Raw genomic sequence first — 16,043 nt, 5'->3', positions numbered from 1 at the left:
GTCCAGACCTCCGGGGCCCGGCGACAGCGCAGGGGCGCTGAGCGATGTCGCTTCGCTGGATTAGACTTGACCGGTGATTCTCCAGGGCCTCATCCGCGCGCTTTCTGGCGCCTCCACGTTCGAAAAGGCCCTCGGCTTCGCCGCGCGAGACGCCGACTTCTCTCTCACCGACGGGTTGCGTGCGCCGCTGCTCGCCGCGCTCCTCGACCGCCGTCGGGAGCAGGGGCGAGCCGAGGCGCTGTTGGTGATCACCGCGACGGGCCGTGAATCGGAGTCGCTGCGCGAGAACCTCTGCTGCTTCACCGACGCACCCGGCCGGCCAGCCGCCGAGATCATCGACTTCCCGGCCTGGGAAACCTTGCCGCACGAACGGCTCAGCCCCGGTGCCGAGATCGTCGGCAAGCGCCTACACGCACTGCGACGCATGCGCGAGTGGGACGAGACCCCCGCAGACGAGCGCGGCCCGCTCATCGTTGTCGCCTCGGTACGCGCCGCGCTGCAGCCTGTCGCCGACAACCTCACCGACTACGTTCCGATCGCACTCGTCGCCGGCGCGCGCGGGCACGACCTGGCCATGATCAGTGCACAGCTCGTCGACGTGGCCTACTCCCGGGTCGACATGGTCACCCGGCGCGGAGAGTTCGCGGTGCGCGGCGGCATCCTCGATGTCTTCCCGCCGGTGGCACCGCACCCGTACCGCGTCGAGTTCTTCGGTGATGAGGTCGAGCAGATCCGTGCCTTTTCGGTGGCCGACCAGCGTTCGTTGGCTGAGCCCATCGCATCCGTCAGCCTGCCGCCAAGCCGCGAACTGCTGCTCAGCCCGGCCGTGCGCCAGCGTGCGAAAGAGATGCAGCACGAGTTTCCGAGCCTGGCCGGCATGCTCGCCAAGATCGCCGAGGGTATTCCAGTGGACGGGATGGAGAGCCTGGCGCCTGCACTCGTCGACCGGCTGGTGCCCATGACGCACTATCTGCCGGCCGGCGCGGCCGTCGCAGTACTCTCCCCGGAGCGCGTCGCGTCGCGTGCGATCAGCTTGGCCGAGACCAATCGCGAGTTCCTCTCCGCCGCCTGGAATGCGGCAACGGCCGGTGCCGAAGCGCCGATCGACCTTGAATCGGGCGACTTCCTCACCCTCGGCCGACTGCGCGACTCGGTGAAATTCACGGCCCCCGGAGCGCCGGCCTCCCAGCATGCCTGGTGGACGCTGAGCTCGTTTCAGGCGGCGCCGACCGACGCTGAGGTGCTCCCCGAGCACCGCGAGATGGACGACCTTCTCACCATCCGCATCGACGCGGATGCCGTGCCCAGCTTTCAGGGCAGCGTCGAGGGGGCCGTCGGCCACCTGTCCACTCGGCTGAAGGACGGCTGGACGGTCGGCATCGTCGCCCAGGGCGCCGGTCTCGTGGAGCGTGCGGCCGACGTGCTGGCTGAGAGCGAACTCCCGGCGCGTATCGTCGACGAGTTTCCCGCCGAGCCGGAGCCCGGCATCGCCTATCTACTCAAGGCATCCATCGACCACGGGTTCGAGATTCCCGAGACCAAGCTCACTCTGGTCAGCGAGTCGGAGTTCTATGGCCGCACGGTCGGCTACGACGCCCGCCAGGTGAAGAAGCTGGCCAGTCGGCGCAAAAATGTCGTCGACCCACTGCAGCTGAAGGCCGGCGACCATGTCGTGCACCAGACCCATGGCATCGGCCGGTTCATCGAGCTGACCCAGCGCGAGGTGTCCAGCGGAGGGCGCAATCCGGTCAAGACCAAACGTGAATACCTCGTGCTCGAATACGCGCCGTCGAAGCGTGGCCAGCCGGGTGACAAATTGTTCGTGCCCACCGACCAGCTCGACCTGGTCAGCCGCTACGTCGGCGGCGAGGCACCCGCACTCAGCAAGATGGGCGGCAGTGACTGGTCGGCCGCGAAGACCAAGGCGCGCAAGGCCGTGCGCGACATCGCGGTCGAACTTGTCAAGCTCTACTCGGCGCGAATGGCGAGCAAGGGCCATGCTTTCGGACCCGACACCCCCTGGCAGCGCGAGCTGGAGGAGGCGTTCCCGTTCGCCGAGACGCCCGATCAGCTGACCACGATCGACGAGGTCAAAGCCGACATGGAACGACCCATCCCGATGGATCGTCTGCTCTCGGGCGACGTGGGTTTTGGGAAGACAGAGGTGGCCGTGCGCGCCGCGTTCAAGGCGGTGCAGGATGGAAAGCAGGTCGCCATGTTGGTGCCGACGACACTGCTCGTGCGTCAGCACATGGAGACGTTTCAGGAACGCTTCGCCGGATTCCCGATTCACCTGCGGGCATTGTCGCGCTTCCAAACCGAGAAGGAGACGAGGGAGACGATCGCGGGGATGCTGGATGGCACGGTCGACGTCGTCATCGGCACTCACCGCCTGCTGTCCGATTCGATCATTTTCAAAGACCTGGGGCTCGTCATCATCGATGAGGAGCAGCGGTTTGGTGTCGAGCACAAAGATCAGTTGAAGAAGCTGAAGACCAACGTCGACATTCTCGCGATGAGTGCGACGCCAATCCCGCGCACGCTCGAGATGGCAGTCACCGGCATCCGTGAAATGTCGACATTGGCGACGCCACCCGAGGACCGGCATCCGATTCTCACCTTCGTGGGGCCCTACTCCGAACGGCAGGTCGCCGCGGCCATTCGCCGCGAACTGCTGCGCGAGGGGCAGATCTTCTTCGTGCACAACCGCGTGTCGAGCATCAACCGGGTGGCTGCGCAATTGGCCGAACTCGTGCCGGAAGCCCGTATCGCCGTCGCGCACGGTCAGCTACCCGAGGCGCAGCTCGAACAGGTGGTCGTCGACTTCTGGGAACGCAAGTTCGACGTGCTCGTCTCGACCACCATCATCGAGACCGGCCTCGACATTGCCAATGCGAACACCATCATCATCGACCGGGCCGACAAGTATGGGCTGAGCCAGCTGCACCAGTTGCGCGGCCGGGTCGGCCGTGGACGCGAGCGGGCTTACGCCTACTTCCTCTACGACGAGAACAAGCCGCTCTCCGAGACGGCGCACGACAGGTTGGCGACGATCGCCGCCAACAACGAGCTCGGCAGCGGTATGCAGGTGGCGCTGAAGGACCTCGAAATTCGTGGGGCCGGCAATCTACTGGGTGGCGAGCAGGCCGGGCACATCGCCGGGGTCGGTTTCGACCTCTACCTGCGCATGATCGGTGAGGCGGTGTCGACGTTCCGCGGGGATGTCGCCGAAGGGCAGACCGAGCTGCGGCTGGAACTTCCCGTGGATGCGCACATCCCCGAGGACTATGTCGACAGCGAGCGGTTGCGGCTTGAGGCTTACCAGAAGCTCTCCAGCGCCAGCTCGATCGCATCCAAGGATGACCAGATCGGCCTGGTGCTCGAGGAGCTCACCGACCGCTATGGCGAGCCGCCGCAGCCGGTGCTCAACCTGATCGCGGTGTCGACGTTGCGCAGGCGGGCCCAGCAGGCCGGCCTCAGCGAGGTGGTGGCGATGGGCTCAAATCTGCGAGTGGCCCCGGCCGATTTGCCCGATTCGTTGCAGGTGCGCCTGCAGCGCATGTACCCCGGTTCGCGCTACTTCACTCAGAACGGTTCATTCACTGTGCCGATGCCGCGGGTGAACGGTGAGCCGCTCGCCGATGCGGCACTGATCGAGTGGAGCGAGACGCTGCTGACGGCAATCTTCCCGCCCGCGAAGGCGGAGGCCGTCACGCCGTAATCATTTCGTTGGTTGAGGGGCGGAGTGAGCTCTGCGAGGGCAGCCTCGAAATCGGGTGACCCCACCTCTGGACGGTTCGTCCTCTCTTGACTCCACCAATCTGTGTTGTCTAAAGTGGTACAGGCATCACAGATTGTGAGGAAGTATGCAGATTGAGATCGATCCGCTCTCCGCGGTTCCTCTGTATCAGCAGATCCGCGACAGCACGGTTGATGCGATCGCCGCCGGCGAACTCGTGCCGGGGGAGCAGCTCGCCTCGGTACGCCAGGTGGCGCTCGGTTTCGGCATCAACGTGCAGACCGTGACGAAGGCCTATGATGCCCTGCGTCGGGAGGGCTTCATTCGCACGAACCACAAGTCGGGTTCCGTCATCGCACGTGGACCGGCCGACCCGGGTGCCGACCCGGGCGCCGACCCGGCATTCGTCGGCGAGTGGGCCGATCGACTCGCCACGCTGCTGGCCGAAGCCGTCGCGCAGGGAGTCGGCGACGCCGAGATTCTCGGCCGGGTTGAGAGTCAACTCGGCTCATTCGCCGAACGCCGTGCCGCGGCATCCGCAGCCGAAGCGGCCAGCAGTGCAGCATCCACCACTACCGGAAAGTCCTAGACCCGTCATGACTTGGTTCGTTATCGCATTTCCCCTCGTCACCCTGGCTTGTGTGGCGCTCCTCCTGCTGCTGATGCCGTCGATCACTCGGCAGACGCTGCCGCTCGGAGTGAGCATCCCGCAGGAGCGTGTCGGTGAGACCGTCGTGACGGCCTCGGTGCGCCGCTACCGCGCGGGCGTGCTCGGCTCGTTCGTCACAGCGGTCATTCTGACGCTTCTTCTGGTCTCGACGGCGCCGGTCGCTGCCGTCATCGTGCCACTGTTCGTTTTTCTGCTGCTGTCCTTCGGCGCCTATTGGCTGTGCCGCGCACGCATCCAGCGAGCCAAGCGGGACCACAACTGGTACCAGGATGTTCCGGTGCGGCTGAGCTCAACACTCACGGCCACGGGTGCGGCGCAGCGAGTATCGACGCCGATCGGCTGGTACATCGCCGGCGTGGTCATCCTGGCTGCCGTGGCGGCCGTGGGAGTGGGGAGGTACGACGCATTGCCCAGCCCCCTTCCGATTCATTGGAACTCGGCGGGCGTCGCAGACGGATTCGCGACCAAGTCGGTGTGGTCCGTCTTCGGCACGCTGCTCATCGGCATCGGAATGCTCAGCTTTCTCTATCTTTTCGCCCGGCTCACGAGCCGTATTCCGATGCGCAGAGTCGCCGATTACACCGTCGAGCAGCAGACATCCATTCAGCAGCTGATGCAGTCGATGATCGGACAGATCGCCTTCGTGCTCGCCCTGATTCTTAGTGCGATCAGCCTGCACGGCTGGCTTGCTCCCGAGGCGACGGGCTGGGCCGTGGCTATTTCGATCCTGACGCCGGTGCTGATTTTTGCGCTGATCGGCGTGTTCGTCGTGCGTCAGCGCCGCGTCGTGCTGCAGGTCTCGGTGACGGCCGCGGGCATGGTGCCGCAGTCGGGCACTCCGACGCGGGCCGACAGCCCCGACGACGATCGCTACTGGAAGGCCGGAGCGTTCTATCTGAACCGCGACGACCCGGCGCTCTGGGTGCCCAAGCGTTTCGGCGTGGGGTGGACGGTCAACCTGGGGCACCCGGCGGGGATCGCGATTCTCGCCATACCGGTGCTGATCGTCGTGGGCGTCCTCATGTTCGGCCCTGGTGGCGTTCGCCTCGGTTAGAACGGTTTGGCTGCGGCGACGTGTCGTCCAGGCTATCGATGGCGACCTTTCGGGTCGTCGTGCTCCGACGACGACCCCTCCGGCCTCTCAACGCGGCTCACTTCTTGGGCGCAGGGATCCGCTCGGGGTGATTGAGTGCGGCGATGCGGCGATAGCTCCGACCGCGCATCGTCACGACGATTGCGGCGACGACGATCGAGACGCCCGAGCCGAGCAGCACCGCCAACGTTCCCTCGTCGACGACCTCGTGGTCGGTGGCGAAGGCCAGCTCGCTCATCAGCAACGACACGGTGAAGCCGATTCCGCCCAGGCACGCAACCATGATGATGTCAGGCAGTTTCAGTGCCGGTTTGTCGCGTCGTACCGCAATCCGGCTGCCGAGCCAGCCGGCCAACGTGATGCCGAGCAGCTTGCCGACAGGTAGGGCGACCAGGATGCCCCAGAAGGCCGGGCTCAGCTCGCCGATTGAGACCTGCGGAATCACGACCAGGGCGGCCGAGAACGCGAACAGCGGCAGCACGATGCCATTCGAGTACGGTTCGAGCACATGGTGGGCGCGGCCGGCCGGTACCCGGGCCATCACGAGGCCGAGCACGACCCCGGCGATCGTGGCGTGCACGCCCGAGAGGAACGTGAAGTACCAGGTGAGCACGCCGAGCGCGACGAGCACGAGCACGATCGGCCAGGCCGGTCGACGCGAGAGCACCCAGGGTGAGCGCGGCTTCAGCAGGCGGCTGACGAGGCCAAAGGCGGTCGCGGTAATCGCAGCAAAGCCGATGAACTGCAACTGCGGGTCTTGAGTGAAGAAGAACGCGATGATCAAGATGGCCACGAGGTCATCGAGCACGGCGAGGGCGAGGAGGAACACGCGGACCCGGGTGGGGATGCCACGTCCGAAGACCGCGAGCACCCCGAGGGCGAAAGCGATGTCGGTGGCCGTCGGCACGGGCCATCCGTTTTCCAGGCCGCTGCCGGCGGTCATCAGAAGGTAGATGCCGGCGGGAATAAGCACACCGCCGAGAGCGGCGAAAGCGGGTAGAGCTGCCTTGCCGACGCTGTTCAGATCGCCGATGACGAGTTCACGCTTGAGCTCGACTGCGACCAGAAAGAAGAACACGGCGAGCAGGCCGTCGCTGATCCAGTGCCGGGCCGAGAGATCGAGGCCGGGGATTCCGAGGGAGAGATGGGCATTGCCGGCCGCGAGGAGCCCCGCTCCGACCGAGGTATTGGCTAGGAGGAGGCCGAGGGCAGCTGCCGCAAGCAGAATTCCTGCCGCGTAGCGTTCGGATCGAATAAAAGTCATGGGCATCCTGCCGATAGGGTACGTCGAAATTCGAGAGCAGATTCACTGCCCGCCGACCAGACTTCCCGGCTCACCAGAGTCGAGTTTATCGAATCGGCCTACGATGGAATGCAATCCCAGGAGGCCTTCGTGTCACAACCCCTTTTCTCTGCTGCTCCCACCGGCGATTTCGCTGACCGATCGGCCGACTCCTCAGGCGACTCATCAGCCGAGCCGTCGACTCCCCGCGCGCTCGACATTCTGGTCGAGACCGTTGCGAAGCTGCGCGCGCCCGGGGGCTGCCCGTGGGACGCCGATCAGACTCACGAGTCACTCGTGAAGTACCTGATCGAAGAGAGCCACGAACTGATCGATGCGATCGAGTCCGGCAATCGTGACGAGATGCTCGAAGAGCTCGGAGACGTGCTCTATCAGGTGCTCTTCCACGCCGATATTGCCGCGCACACTCGGGGCGAGGACTTCGATATTCAGGATGTCGCGGCTGCGATGACCGCGAAGATGGTGGGCCGGCATCCACACGTGTTCGGCGACGTCACCCTCGAAACCGCCGACGACGTGGTCGCAGCCTGGGACGATTTCAAGGCCGAGGAGAAGCCGCACCGCACGAGCGTGCTCGACGGTATTCCGCAGGGGATGCCGGCGCTGGCGCTGGCCGACAAGGTGCTGGGGCGTGCGCACAAGGTGGGCTTGCTCGACGCGGATGCCGCACCCTCGATGGTGCTCGGCAGCGAGGATGAACTCGGCCCGCTGCTGCTCGCGATCGTCGCCGCGGCGAAGGCCCAGGGATTTGACTCGGAGCGGGCTCTGCGCAGTGCCCTGCGCGACCTGCAGGCCGAGATTCGGGCGACAGAAGCGCAGTCGGCGGGAGGGGGCCAAGTCGGCGCCGAAGTCGGGACCGACCCGTTTGATGCGGGAGTAATCGCCTTCCCCAGCGACGACTAGTTCCCTCCCGTTGGCCGAGCAGCAGCCGACGGAGTCGGCCGCGTCTCGAGACAGGAGCAGGGGGCAGCAACCTCACTTGCGCGTGAGGTGTTTGCTGGTGGCCGTCGACCGAGTTCCCGGCATAATCGGCACGTGAAGTCGCCGAGCTAATCAGTTGCGGTCGAGTTTCTCTGGCACGCCCGGGAAATTCGACCGTACATGCCAAACTCGTCGAATGGGGCACTCCTGACTCAGCGAGTGGGGGTGGGTGCCTCACGAACCGGACGCAACTCGAACAGTCGCACCGTGCGACCCGAGGTGCGCTCGTAGGCGCGATAGCCCGGCCACTGCCGCTCGATCAGGCGCCAGGCGGCGTCGCGCTCGGCCGGGGTGAGGAGGCGGGCGCGCACGTTCAGGTGGCGTCCGCGCACGCTGATCGACGCATCCGGATGCGCGAGCAGATTGTACGACCAGGCGGGGTGCAGTCCTCGGCCAAAGCTCGTGCCGGCGACAATGGCCCGCCCGTTGCCGTCGGGCGTGTACATGAGCTCGGTGTCGCGCACGATACCCGAACGGGCACCCTCGCTGTGCAGGACGAGTGAGGGCACCAGCAACCCACTCACCTGAACCTGATTGGCGGTGACGCGTGTGACTAGGCGTTCGGCGAGTGGGAGCAGCCGTGGCGCTGCCCAGCGGAACAAGCGCGTGCGCGTCAGGGGTGCGATGATGGCGCGAACAACTGAAACGACGAGCGACATAGGCCCATTCTTACGCGAGCCCCGTCGCATGCGATACCGATCTGGCGTGGAAAGATTGCATGATGCCAACAAGCGACCTGCCAGACACGACACCGCCCGGCGCGACACCTCCAGACGGCACTACTCTGCCCGGCGAGGACGGCGTCCTGCACTCCTCACGCCGCTCCTTTCTGAAAGCGACGGGAATCGCCGCGGCAGGCTTCGCGGTGGGCGGGGTGGCCGGCGGCGCGGCCGGCGCGGCGATCGGCTCCGCCGTCGCATCCGATCGTGACCAGACCCCGGTGCCACTCGACCCCCGGCGCGAACCGGGCTTCGATCACGTCGTCGTTCTGATGTTCGAAAACCGCTCGTTCGACAATGTGCTCGGCTGGCTATACACACCCGAAACCGTGCCGGCCGGGCAGACCTTCAACGGCCTCGCAATGGGGGAGTACTCGAACACGGCTCCGGATGGCACCGTCATCGACGCCCACGTTTACACCGGCAGCACCGATGAGATCATGCGCCAGCCCGACCCGGACCCGGGCGAAGAGTATCCGCACGTCAATACTCAACTGTTCGGCGTCGTCGATCCGTCGTCGAATTCCAATTTGCATCTGCACGACGTGCAGGCACCATTCAATGCGCCGAAGCCCGGCCGGCGCCCCGACAACTCGGGCTTCGTACGCGATTATGAGATCAATTACACGCGTCTGAGCGAGGGCACGGCGCCGACGACGAAGGAACTCGCGGTGGCGATGGGTGGGTTCTCTCCCGCGATGCTGCCCGTCTTCTCGACCCTGGCGCGCAGCTTCGCGGTCTACGACTCGTGGTTTTGCGCGGTTCCGTCACAGACCTTCTGCAACCGATCGTTCTTTCATGCCGGAACCTCGCACGGGTTCGTCACGAACCAGGGCGAGGGCGGCTACGCAAAATGGCTCGACGCACCGGCCACGCCCACCATCTTCAACCGACTCGAGGAGGCGGGGCTCAGCTGGCGGGTCTATTACGACGAAGCCCAACTGATTTCGTTCACCGGTGTGCTGCACGCACCGGTGCTCGAGAAATACTGGAAGACGAATTTCCGCACGATGGCGCAGTACCACCGCGACGTCGCCGACGGGAATCTGCCCGCCTACGCCTTCATCGAACCGCGGATGACGTTCAACCACAACGACATGCATCCGCCGGTCGGCCGCCTGGCCGGGACCGAGGTCGACGGTGTCGACATCTTTAACGGTGCACACTCGGACGTGCGAGCCGGTGACGCCCTGTTGCACGAGGTCTACAGTTCAATCCGTTCAAGCGCCACGCCGAGTGGCTCAAACGCCAACAACACCCTGTTCTTGGTGACGTTTGACGAGCACGGCGGTACCTACGACCATGTCGCACCACCCGACGCCGTGCCACCGAGTAAGAACGACGGTGCCGGAGAGATGGGCTTCACCTTCGACCGGCTGGGCTGTCGGGTGCCGGCCATCGCCATCTCGGCCTACACGCAGGCCGGCACCGTGATCAACGACGTGATGCACCATTCAGCCGTGATCCGCACACTGGCCCGACTGCATGGATTGTCGCCGCTGACCGATCGTGACGCGGGGGCGAACGACCTGTTCAATCTGATCAACCGAAGCACGCCCCGCCCCGCATCCGAGTGGCCGGACACCCACCCCGCGTATACGCCGCCGAACCCGGAGGCGGTTCCCGAACCGCGCGACGAAGACCGTGCCCGCCCGCTCAGCTCCCCGGCGACAGGACTGCTCGGCCTGCTGGTGGCTCGCTATGGCGAGCCGGGTCAGCCGATCCCGCGCTCATACGGCGAGGCCTTCGACGCGCTGACTCAACACGGGCAGGGCCTGTTCGGCACCACGGACTGAGCGCCGCGCCGGTATGGATAGCCTGTCCATTCTGGTGTCGGAGCGGCCGGAGCGGTAGCGTCGGAGCATGAGTGAGACTTCCTTCAACACGCTTCTGTCCAGCCAAATCGGCAACGAGTTCGCCGCATCGCAGCAGTACATTGCGATCGCCGTCTGGTTCGACAACCATGATCTACCGCAGCTTGCCGCTCATTTCTACCGGCAGTCGATTGAAGAACGCAATCACGCGATGATGCTGGTGCAATACCGCATCGACCGCGATATGGGCGTCGAAATTCCGGGTGTGCCGGCAGTCGTCAACCAGTTCGCCACGGTGGTTGAGCCCATCGCACTGGCTCTCGCGCAGGAAAAGCAGGTGACGACTCAGATTGAGGCGCTCTTCGCTGCGGCCCGCCGGGACGGCGATGCACTCGGCGAACAGGCCATGCTCTGGTTCCTGAAAGAGCAGGTCGAGGAGGTCGCCTCGATGTCGACGCTGCTCACGATCGCCGAGCGAGCCGGAGACAACCTGTTCGACATCGAGAACTTCGTGGCTCGGGAGCACGTCGGAGACGGCGGCGTTGACGCCGACGCGCCGAACGCTGCCGGCGGAGCGCTCTAAACCCGCCAGCGCCCCGAGCGTGCTCGCGCGGGGCGGGTTTCAAACTGACGGGGCCGACCTGGCAGAATTGCCGGTATGGCTTCGACAGTAACCCCGCCCCGCGGCATGCGCGATTTCCTTCCTCACGAGAAGGCCACCCGCGAGCACGCCCTGGGGGTGATCCGCCACAGTTTCACGGCGCACGGCTTCGATGAAATCGAAACGCCCGTGATGGAGGACTCGGCACGCCTGCATTCCGGGCTCGGCGGCGATAATGAAAAACTTGGCTTCGCCGTGATGAAGCGGGGCCTGCGCGAAGCGGATGTCTCCGCCGCAGTCGAGAGCGGCGACCTGTTGGCGCTGGCTGATCTGGGTCTCCGTTTTGACCTGACCGTTCCGCTGGCGCGCTTCTATGCCACCCACAGAGCCAGCCTGCCGACGGTCTTCCGTTCGATCCAGATTGCCCCGGTTTGGCGTGCAGAACGCCCGCAGAAGGGCCGCTACCGTCAGTTCATGCAGTGCGACATCGACGTGATCGGTGAGCCGGGTCAGCTGGCCGAAATCGAGCTGATCAGTGCCACCTCGGCCGCACTCGACGCGCTCGGGCTCACCGGTTGCTCCATTCGCATCAATGACCGCCGCATCCTCACCGCACTTTTGGCTCACTGGGGCGTCGCCTCCGAGCTGCACGAACGTGCACTGATCACGATCGACAAGCTCGACAAGATCGGAGTCGACGGCGTCGTCACCGAACTCGAAGGCCTCGGCCTCGGCACCGCGGGCATCGCCGACACCCTGCATGCCATCGGCAACGCGGGCTGGGACCTCGCGGGCGAGAGCGCCCCGGCGTGGCTTGACCCCGCTGCCTACGCCGACCTGCTCGGGCTGAAGGCGGCACTGCCCCAGGTCGAACTCGTTTTCGATCCCACTTTGGTGCGTGGCATGGGCTATTACACCGGCACAATTTTTGAAATCTCGCACCCCGACCTGGGCTACTCGCTCGGCGGCGGCGGCCGCTACGACGGCATGATCGGCCGATTCCTCGGCGCTGATGTTCCCGCCTGTGGCTTCTCAATCGGGTTCGAGCGCATCGTTGATCTGCTCGCCTCGGATGCCACGGCCGCCGACAACGCCGTCGTTCTCGTGCACGACGGCGACGCTGATCCGGCCACGCTCGTTGCCTTGAAGCTGGCACTCGTGGCCCAGGGTAAGCGCGTGAGACTGACCCAGCGCACCAAGAACCTGAAGGCGCTGCTGGCCCGGGCTGCGGCCGACGGATTCGGAAGTTTCGCGTTCGTGTCGACCGCGGCATCCGATGAACCGTCGGTCGACGCTGCAGCCCTCGAGTTCAAGCCTCTCTCCGATTAGATCGGCCGAGCGCACCACCCGGTCCTTGTGACCCTTACTAGACTGAACGCGGAATACACCGTCGTTCTCCACCCCAAAATCACTCAGAACACAGGAGATAATTGTGGCTCTCATCGAGGCTGTAGTAGCTCGCGAAATTCTTGACTCCCGAGGCAACCCGACCGTGGAGGTCGAGGTTCTGCTTGAAGACGGCACCGTCAGCCGCGCCGCTGTTCCCTCCGGCGCATCGACCGGTGCCTTCGAGGCCTACGAACTGCGCGACGGTGACAAGAAGCGTTACCTCGGCAAGGGCGTGCTGAAGGCCGTCGACGCCGTCATGGATGAGCTCGGCCCGGCCGTCGAAGACCTCGAGTCGACCGACCAGCGCATCGTCGACGCCGTGCTCATGGAGACCGACGGCACCGCCAACAAGGAACGCGTTGGTGCCAACTCGATCCTCGGCGTGAGCCTGGCCGTCGCCAAGGCCTCGGCCAAGTCCAGCGGCTTGCCGCTGTTCCGCTACCTCGGTGGCCCGAACGCCCACACCCTGCCCGTGCCGCTGATGAACATCATCAACGGTGGCTCGCACGCCGACAACGATGTGGACATCCAGGAGTTCATGATCGTTCCGCTCGGCGCCGAGACCTACAGCGAAGCGCTGCGGTGGGGTGTTGAGACCTACCACGCCCTCAAGGGTCTGCTGCAGTCGAAGGGCCTCTCCACAGGCCTCGGTGACGAGGGGGGATTCGCGCCGAACCTGCCGAGCAACCGTGCAGCACTCGACCTCATCGTCGAAGCCATCCAGATCGCCGGCTACGTTCCCGGCACAGACATCGCCCTGGCCCTGGACTGCGCCGCCACCGAATTCTTCAAGGATGGCGCGTACCACTTCGAAGGCAAGCAGCTCACCGCACAGGAGCTCGTCGCCTACTACGGCGAACTGGTTGACGCTTACCCGCTGGTGTCGATCGAAGACCCGCTGGAAGAAGAGGACTGGGACGGCTACGTTCACCTCACCGCCGAAATCGGTCACAAGGTGCAGATCGTCGGCGACGACCTGTTCGTGACCAACCCTGAGCGTCTCGCCAAGGGACTCGCGCTCAAGGCGGGCAACTCGATCCTGGTCAAGGTGAACCAGATCGGCACGCTCACCGAGACGTTGGATGCCGTTGCCCTCGCGCAGCGCGCCGGCTACACCGCCATCCTGTCGCACCGCTCCGGTGAGACCGAAGACACCACAATTGCCGACCTTGCTGTGGCCACGGATGCCGGTCAGATCAAGACCGGTGCGCCTGCCCGCAGTGAGCGCGTCGCCAAGTACAATCAGTTGCTGAGGATCGAAGAAGAGCTGGGCGAGGCAGCAGTCTACGCCGGCCGCTCCGCTTTCCCGCGTTTCAGCGCCTAACTTTGTAACGGGGGCTTTCGACAGCGCGAGTGCTTCGAAAGCCCCCTTTTTTTGTCTGCACAACCACGAGTATGTACACCTGCGGAAGGAGTCGTCATGGCCCGCAGCCGAGCTGCCAAGCGAGCCGTCGCGCTCGATGATCCTGCAACTCCGGCGGGCGGCTGGCTGCGCGGCATCCGTTCATCCGGCTTCTCGCTGGTGATGATGGGTGTGCTCATTCTCGCTGTGGTTGTGCTCGCGCCCAGCTTGCGCATCTACGCTGAACAACAACAGGAGATCAGCAGGCTCAGCGCCGCCGTGGCGAGTCAAAATGCCACGGTCGCGAAGCTGAAGTCTGAGCGCGAACGGTGGAATGACCGCACCTACGTCACGACCCAGGCTCGCGACCGACTCTCGTACGTATTGCCAGGCGACATCAATTTTCTGGTGATCAACGATGTGCCACTGCCCGCAGTGGTCAACGCTGGCATTCCGCCGGTCAGCACCGAAATCCAAGACACGAGCGTCGATTGGCTGGCATCGATGTTCGCTTCCGCCATGACCGCCGGTCTCGCACCAGAGGAACCGTCCCCATGAGTCGACCCCCCTTCGCCCCGTTCACCGCAGACGATGTCGCAACAGTGTCCGCCCAGCTTGGGCGCCCGGCCCGCGACGTTGTCGGAATCGCGGCGCGCTGTGTCTGCGGTGCGCCGACAGTGGTCGCCACGGCACCTCGACTCGCCGACGGCACCCCGTTTCCCACGCTGTACTACATGTGCCACCCCGGTGCCACCGCAGCGATCTCGGCGCTCGAGGCCACGCAGGTAATGAACGAATACACCGCACTTCTCGCCGACGATGCCGATTTGCGCAGCCGGTACGCCGCCGCCCACGCGAGTTTTCTCGCCGACCGTGCCGTGCTCGGTGAGGTGCCGGAGATTGCCGGAATCTCGTCGGGTGGCATGCCCGAGCGTGTCAAGTGCCTGCACGCACTCGCTGCCCACTCGCTGGCTGCCGGCCCGGGCGTCAACCCGATCGGAGACCTGGCGCTCGCGCGGGCCGACTGGTCCCCGTCCCGCTGCGTCTGCATCGACTACACCGAGACGACCCCGGACGCTTAATGAGAGTCCCCGGTCGTCGACTGGGCGCTGCGCTTGCCGTGGGCCTGGTGACTGTGCTTGCGTTCGGGGCGGTAATCGTCGACGCTCCGCCTGCGCATGCCGACCAGGTGCGCGACCTGGAGTATTGGCTGAACGACTACGGATTCACTCAGGCGTGGAAGACGACCAGGGGAGCCGGCGTCACGGTCGCCGTCATTGACACGGGCATCGACGGCAGTGTCGCCGAACTCTCCGGCGTCATCGTGGGCGGAACGGATGTCTCGGGGCTTGGTTCGAGCAATGGCCAGACTCCCGTCGGCGAGGGCAGCGAGCACGGCACACTGGTCGCCTCGCTGCTGGCCGGCCGCGGAGCGGGTTCCGGCTCCGGTGTGATCGGAGTTGCTCCTGCCGCGTCTATCCTGTCGGTCTCCGTCGCATTCGGTGCAAGCGGATCGACCGTGAGCAACGACGACCAGATCGCCGAGGGCATCCGCTGGGCCGTCGACCACGGCGCCGACGTCATCAACATGTCCCTGACCCGAAACACTCTGGATTGGCCGGAGAGTTGGGATGAGGCCTTCCTCTACGCCTTCGAACACGACGTCGTCGTGGTGGCGGCGGCCGGCAACCGGGGGAGCGGCACAACCGAGGTCGGAGCTCCGGCCACGATTCCGGGCGTGCTCACTGTTGCCGGTGTCGACCGCACCAAAAAGGCAAGTTTCGACGCGTCATCGCAGGGAATCACCATCTCGGTCGCCGCGCCGAGTGAGCAACTCGTGGGCGTGATGCCGGGCGGTGGCCACGTGATGTGGGACGGCACCAGCGCTGCCGCGCCGCTGGTGTCCGGGCTTGTGGCACTGGTGCGCGCCGCTCACCCTGAACTCAATGCGGCAGCGGTGATGAACCGTGTGATCGCCACAGCGAACCCGAACGGTCACGAAATTCCCAGCCCAATTTATGGAAACGGTCTGATTGACGCCGCTGCCGCAGTTTCTGCGAAGGTGCCGGATGCCACGGCCGAGACCCCGGCCGACCTGTTGAAGGCCTGGATTCACCTGCATCGCAGGGCCAACACGGTGGCGGATCCGGGGCCGGAACCGGTCGAGCAGACACCGCTTCCGGCCATCCCGGATCCCATCCTGCCACCGGCGAGCGGTGCCGCATCCTGGCTTCCGACCCCACTCAGTGTGGCCTATGTGAGCGTGCCGCTCGCCGTACTGACAGGGTTTGGTATCCTAGTAGTGCTGTTCGCCATCGGGGTCGGTCGGCACTTCAAGCGAATTCGACGTAAAACCTAGAATCTCGCGCTTCAAAACCATATAGGAGGCCTT

General features: G+C 65.1%; 13 protein-coding genes. 11 read left to right on the top strand and 2 right to left on the bottom strand.

Annotation, left to right across the window (positions count from 1 at the left end):
• Positions 1-73: 73 nt before the first annotated feature.
• The 3 genes from mfd (at position 74) to HNR05_RS08150 (ending at position 5,463) form a co-directional block, all read left to right on the top strand.
• A complete protein-coding gene (gene mfd / locus HNR05_RS08160) occupies positions 74-3,721 on the top strand; it encodes a transcription-repair coupling factor (protein ID WP_179578553.1) in 3,648 nt (1,215 codons plus the stop codon).
• A 145-nt stretch (positions 3,722-3,866) separates the two neighbouring features.
• Positions 3,867-4,328, top strand: coding sequence for a GntR family transcriptional regulator (locus HNR05_RS08155; RefSeq protein WP_179578552.1), 462 nt, complete (start codon positions 3,867-3,869; stop codon positions 4,326-4,328).
• A 7-nt stretch (positions 4,329-4,335) separates the two neighbouring features.
• Positions 4,336-5,463 (top strand): DUF1648 domain-containing protein, encoded by a 1,128-nt coding sequence (locus tag HNR05_RS08150; RefSeq protein WP_179578551.1) that lies wholly within the window; start codon positions 4,336-4,338, stop codon positions 5,461-5,463.
• A 97-nt stretch (positions 5,464-5,560) separates the two neighbouring features.
• Here the strand turns inward: HNR05_RS08150 and HNR05_RS08145 are convergent, their stop codons facing one another.
• Positions 5,561-6,766 carry a Na+/H+ antiporter NhaA gene (locus HNR05_RS08145; protein WP_179578550.1) on the bottom strand — a complete coding sequence of 402 codons (1,206 nt, stop codon included), beginning with the start codon at positions 6,764-6,766 and terminating at the stop codon, positions 5,561-5,563.
• Between the two features lie 237 nt (positions 6,767-7,003).
• On the opposite strand from HNR05_RS08145, the gene HNR05_RS08140 reads away from it, so the two are divergent.
• A complete protein-coding gene (locus tag HNR05_RS08140) occupies positions 7,004-7,708 on the top strand; it encodes a nucleoside triphosphate pyrophosphohydrolase (RefSeq protein ID WP_425485102.1) in 705 nt (234 codons plus the stop codon).
• A gap of 230 nt (positions 7,709-7,938) precedes the next feature.
• Here HNR05_RS08140 and HNR05_RS08135 read toward each other — a convergent pair whose 3' ends face one another.
• Entirely contained in the window at positions 7,939-8,445 is a 507-nt protein-coding gene (locus HNR05_RS08135; protein ID WP_179578548.1) for a nitroreductase family deazaflavin-dependent oxidoreductase, read from the bottom strand.
• 59 nt (positions 8,446-8,504) lie between these two features.
• Here HNR05_RS08135 and HNR05_RS08130 point away from each other — a divergent pair, with 59 nt between their 5' ends.
• The 7 genes from HNR05_RS08130 to HNR05_RS08100 all read left to right on the top strand — a co-directional run bounded on the left by HNR05_RS08130 (position 8,505) and on the right by HNR05_RS08100 (position 16,010).
• Complete coding sequence (locus HNR05_RS08130; protein WP_246318371.1) at positions 8,505-10,301, top strand: alkaline phosphatase family protein; 1,797 nt, start codon at positions 8,505-8,507, stop codon at positions 10,299-10,301.
• Positions 10,302-10,368: 67 nt separating this feature from the next.
• Positions 10,369-10,902, top strand: a complete 534-nt coding sequence (locus HNR05_RS08125; RefSeq protein ID WP_179578547.1) for a ferritin — start codon at positions 10,369-10,371, stop codon at positions 10,900-10,902.
• A 75-nt stretch (positions 10,903-10,977) separates the two neighbouring features.
• The gene (gene hisS / locus HNR05_RS08120) at positions 10,978-12,249 is read left to right on the top strand and encodes a histidine--tRNA ligase (RefSeq protein ID WP_179578546.1); all 1,272 of its coding nucleotides are present in this window, start codon (positions 10,978-10,980) and stop codon (positions 12,247-12,249) included.
• Positions 12,250-12,352: 103 nt separating this feature from the next.
• Positions 12,353-13,633, top strand: a complete 1,281-nt coding sequence (gene eno / locus HNR05_RS08115; protein ID WP_179578545.1) for a phosphopyruvate hydratase — start codon at positions 12,353-12,355, stop codon at positions 13,631-13,633.
• A gap of 96 nt (positions 13,634-13,729) precedes the next feature.
• Complete coding sequence (locus HNR05_RS08110; protein ID WP_179578544.1) at positions 13,730-14,209, top strand: FtsB family cell division protein; 480 nt, start codon at positions 13,730-13,732, stop codon at positions 14,207-14,209.
• Positions 14,206-14,733, top strand: a complete 528-nt coding sequence (locus HNR05_RS08105) for a DUF501 domain-containing protein (RefSeq protein WP_179578543.1) — start codon at positions 14,206-14,208, stop codon at positions 14,731-14,733. Before HNR05_RS08110 ends, HNR05_RS08105 begins: the two co-directional genes overlap by 4 nt.
• Positions 14,733-16,010 carry a S8 family peptidase gene (locus tag HNR05_RS08100; RefSeq protein WP_179578542.1) on the top strand — a complete coding sequence of 426 codons (1,278 nt, stop codon included), beginning with the start codon at positions 14,733-14,735 and terminating at the stop codon, positions 16,008-16,010. The genes HNR05_RS08105 and HNR05_RS08100 overlap by 1 nt, the downstream gene beginning before the upstream one ends.
• Positions 16,011-16,043 lie beyond the last annotated feature (33 nt).

Origin of the sequence: Leifsonia psychrotolerans, from assembly GCF_013410665.1 — a bacterium.
Taxonomy (GTDB): Bacteria; Actinomycetota; Actinomycetes; order Actinomycetales; family Microbacteriaceae; genus Cryobacterium; species Cryobacterium psychrotolerans_A.
The sequence above is the reverse complement of the archived record's forward strand: the minus strand, read 5'-3'. Positions and strand labels throughout refer to the sequence as shown.

Excerpts from the sequence above, each read along its gene's own strand:
- HNR05_RS08135 (WP_179578548.1), bottom strand. The coding sequence starts at position 8,445 with ATGTCGCTCGTCGTTTCAGTTGTTCGCGCCATCATCGCACCCCTGACG.
- HNR05_RS08145 (WP_179578550.1), bottom strand. The coding sequence starts at position 6,766 with ATGACTTTTATTCGATCCGAACGCTACGCGGCAGGAATTCTGCTTGCG.
- HNR05_RS08125 (WP_179578547.1), top strand. The coding sequence starts at position 10,369 with ATGAGTGAGACTTCCTTCAACACGCTTCTGTCCAGCCAAATCGGCAAC.
- HNR05_RS08110 (WP_179578544.1), top strand. The coding sequence starts at position 13,730 with ATGGCCCGCAGCCGAGCTGCCAAGCGAGCCGTCGCGCTCGATGATCCT.
- HNR05_RS08100 (WP_179578542.1), top strand. The coding sequence starts at position 14,733 with ATGAGAGTCCCCGGTCGTCGACTGGGCGCTGCGCTTGCCGTGGGCCTG.
- HNR05_RS08130 (WP_246318371.1), top strand. The coding sequence starts at position 8,505 with ATGATGCCAACAAGCGACCTGCCAGACACGACACCGCCCGGCGCGACA.
- HNR05_RS08105 (WP_179578543.1), top strand. The coding sequence starts at position 14,206 with ATGAGTCGACCCCCCTTCGCCCCGTTCACCGCAGACGATGTCGCAACA.
- hisS (WP_179578546.1), top strand. The coding sequence starts at position 10,978 with ATGGCTTCGACAGTAACCCCGCCCCGCGGCATGCGCGATTTCCTTCCT.
- HNR05_RS08155 (WP_179578552.1), top strand. The coding sequence starts at position 3,867 with ATGCAGATTGAGATCGATCCGCTCTCCGCGGTTCCTCTGTATCAGCAG.
- HNR05_RS08150 (WP_179578551.1), top strand. The coding sequence starts at position 4,336 with ATGACTTGGTTCGTTATCGCATTTCCCCTCGTCACCCTGGCTTGTGTG.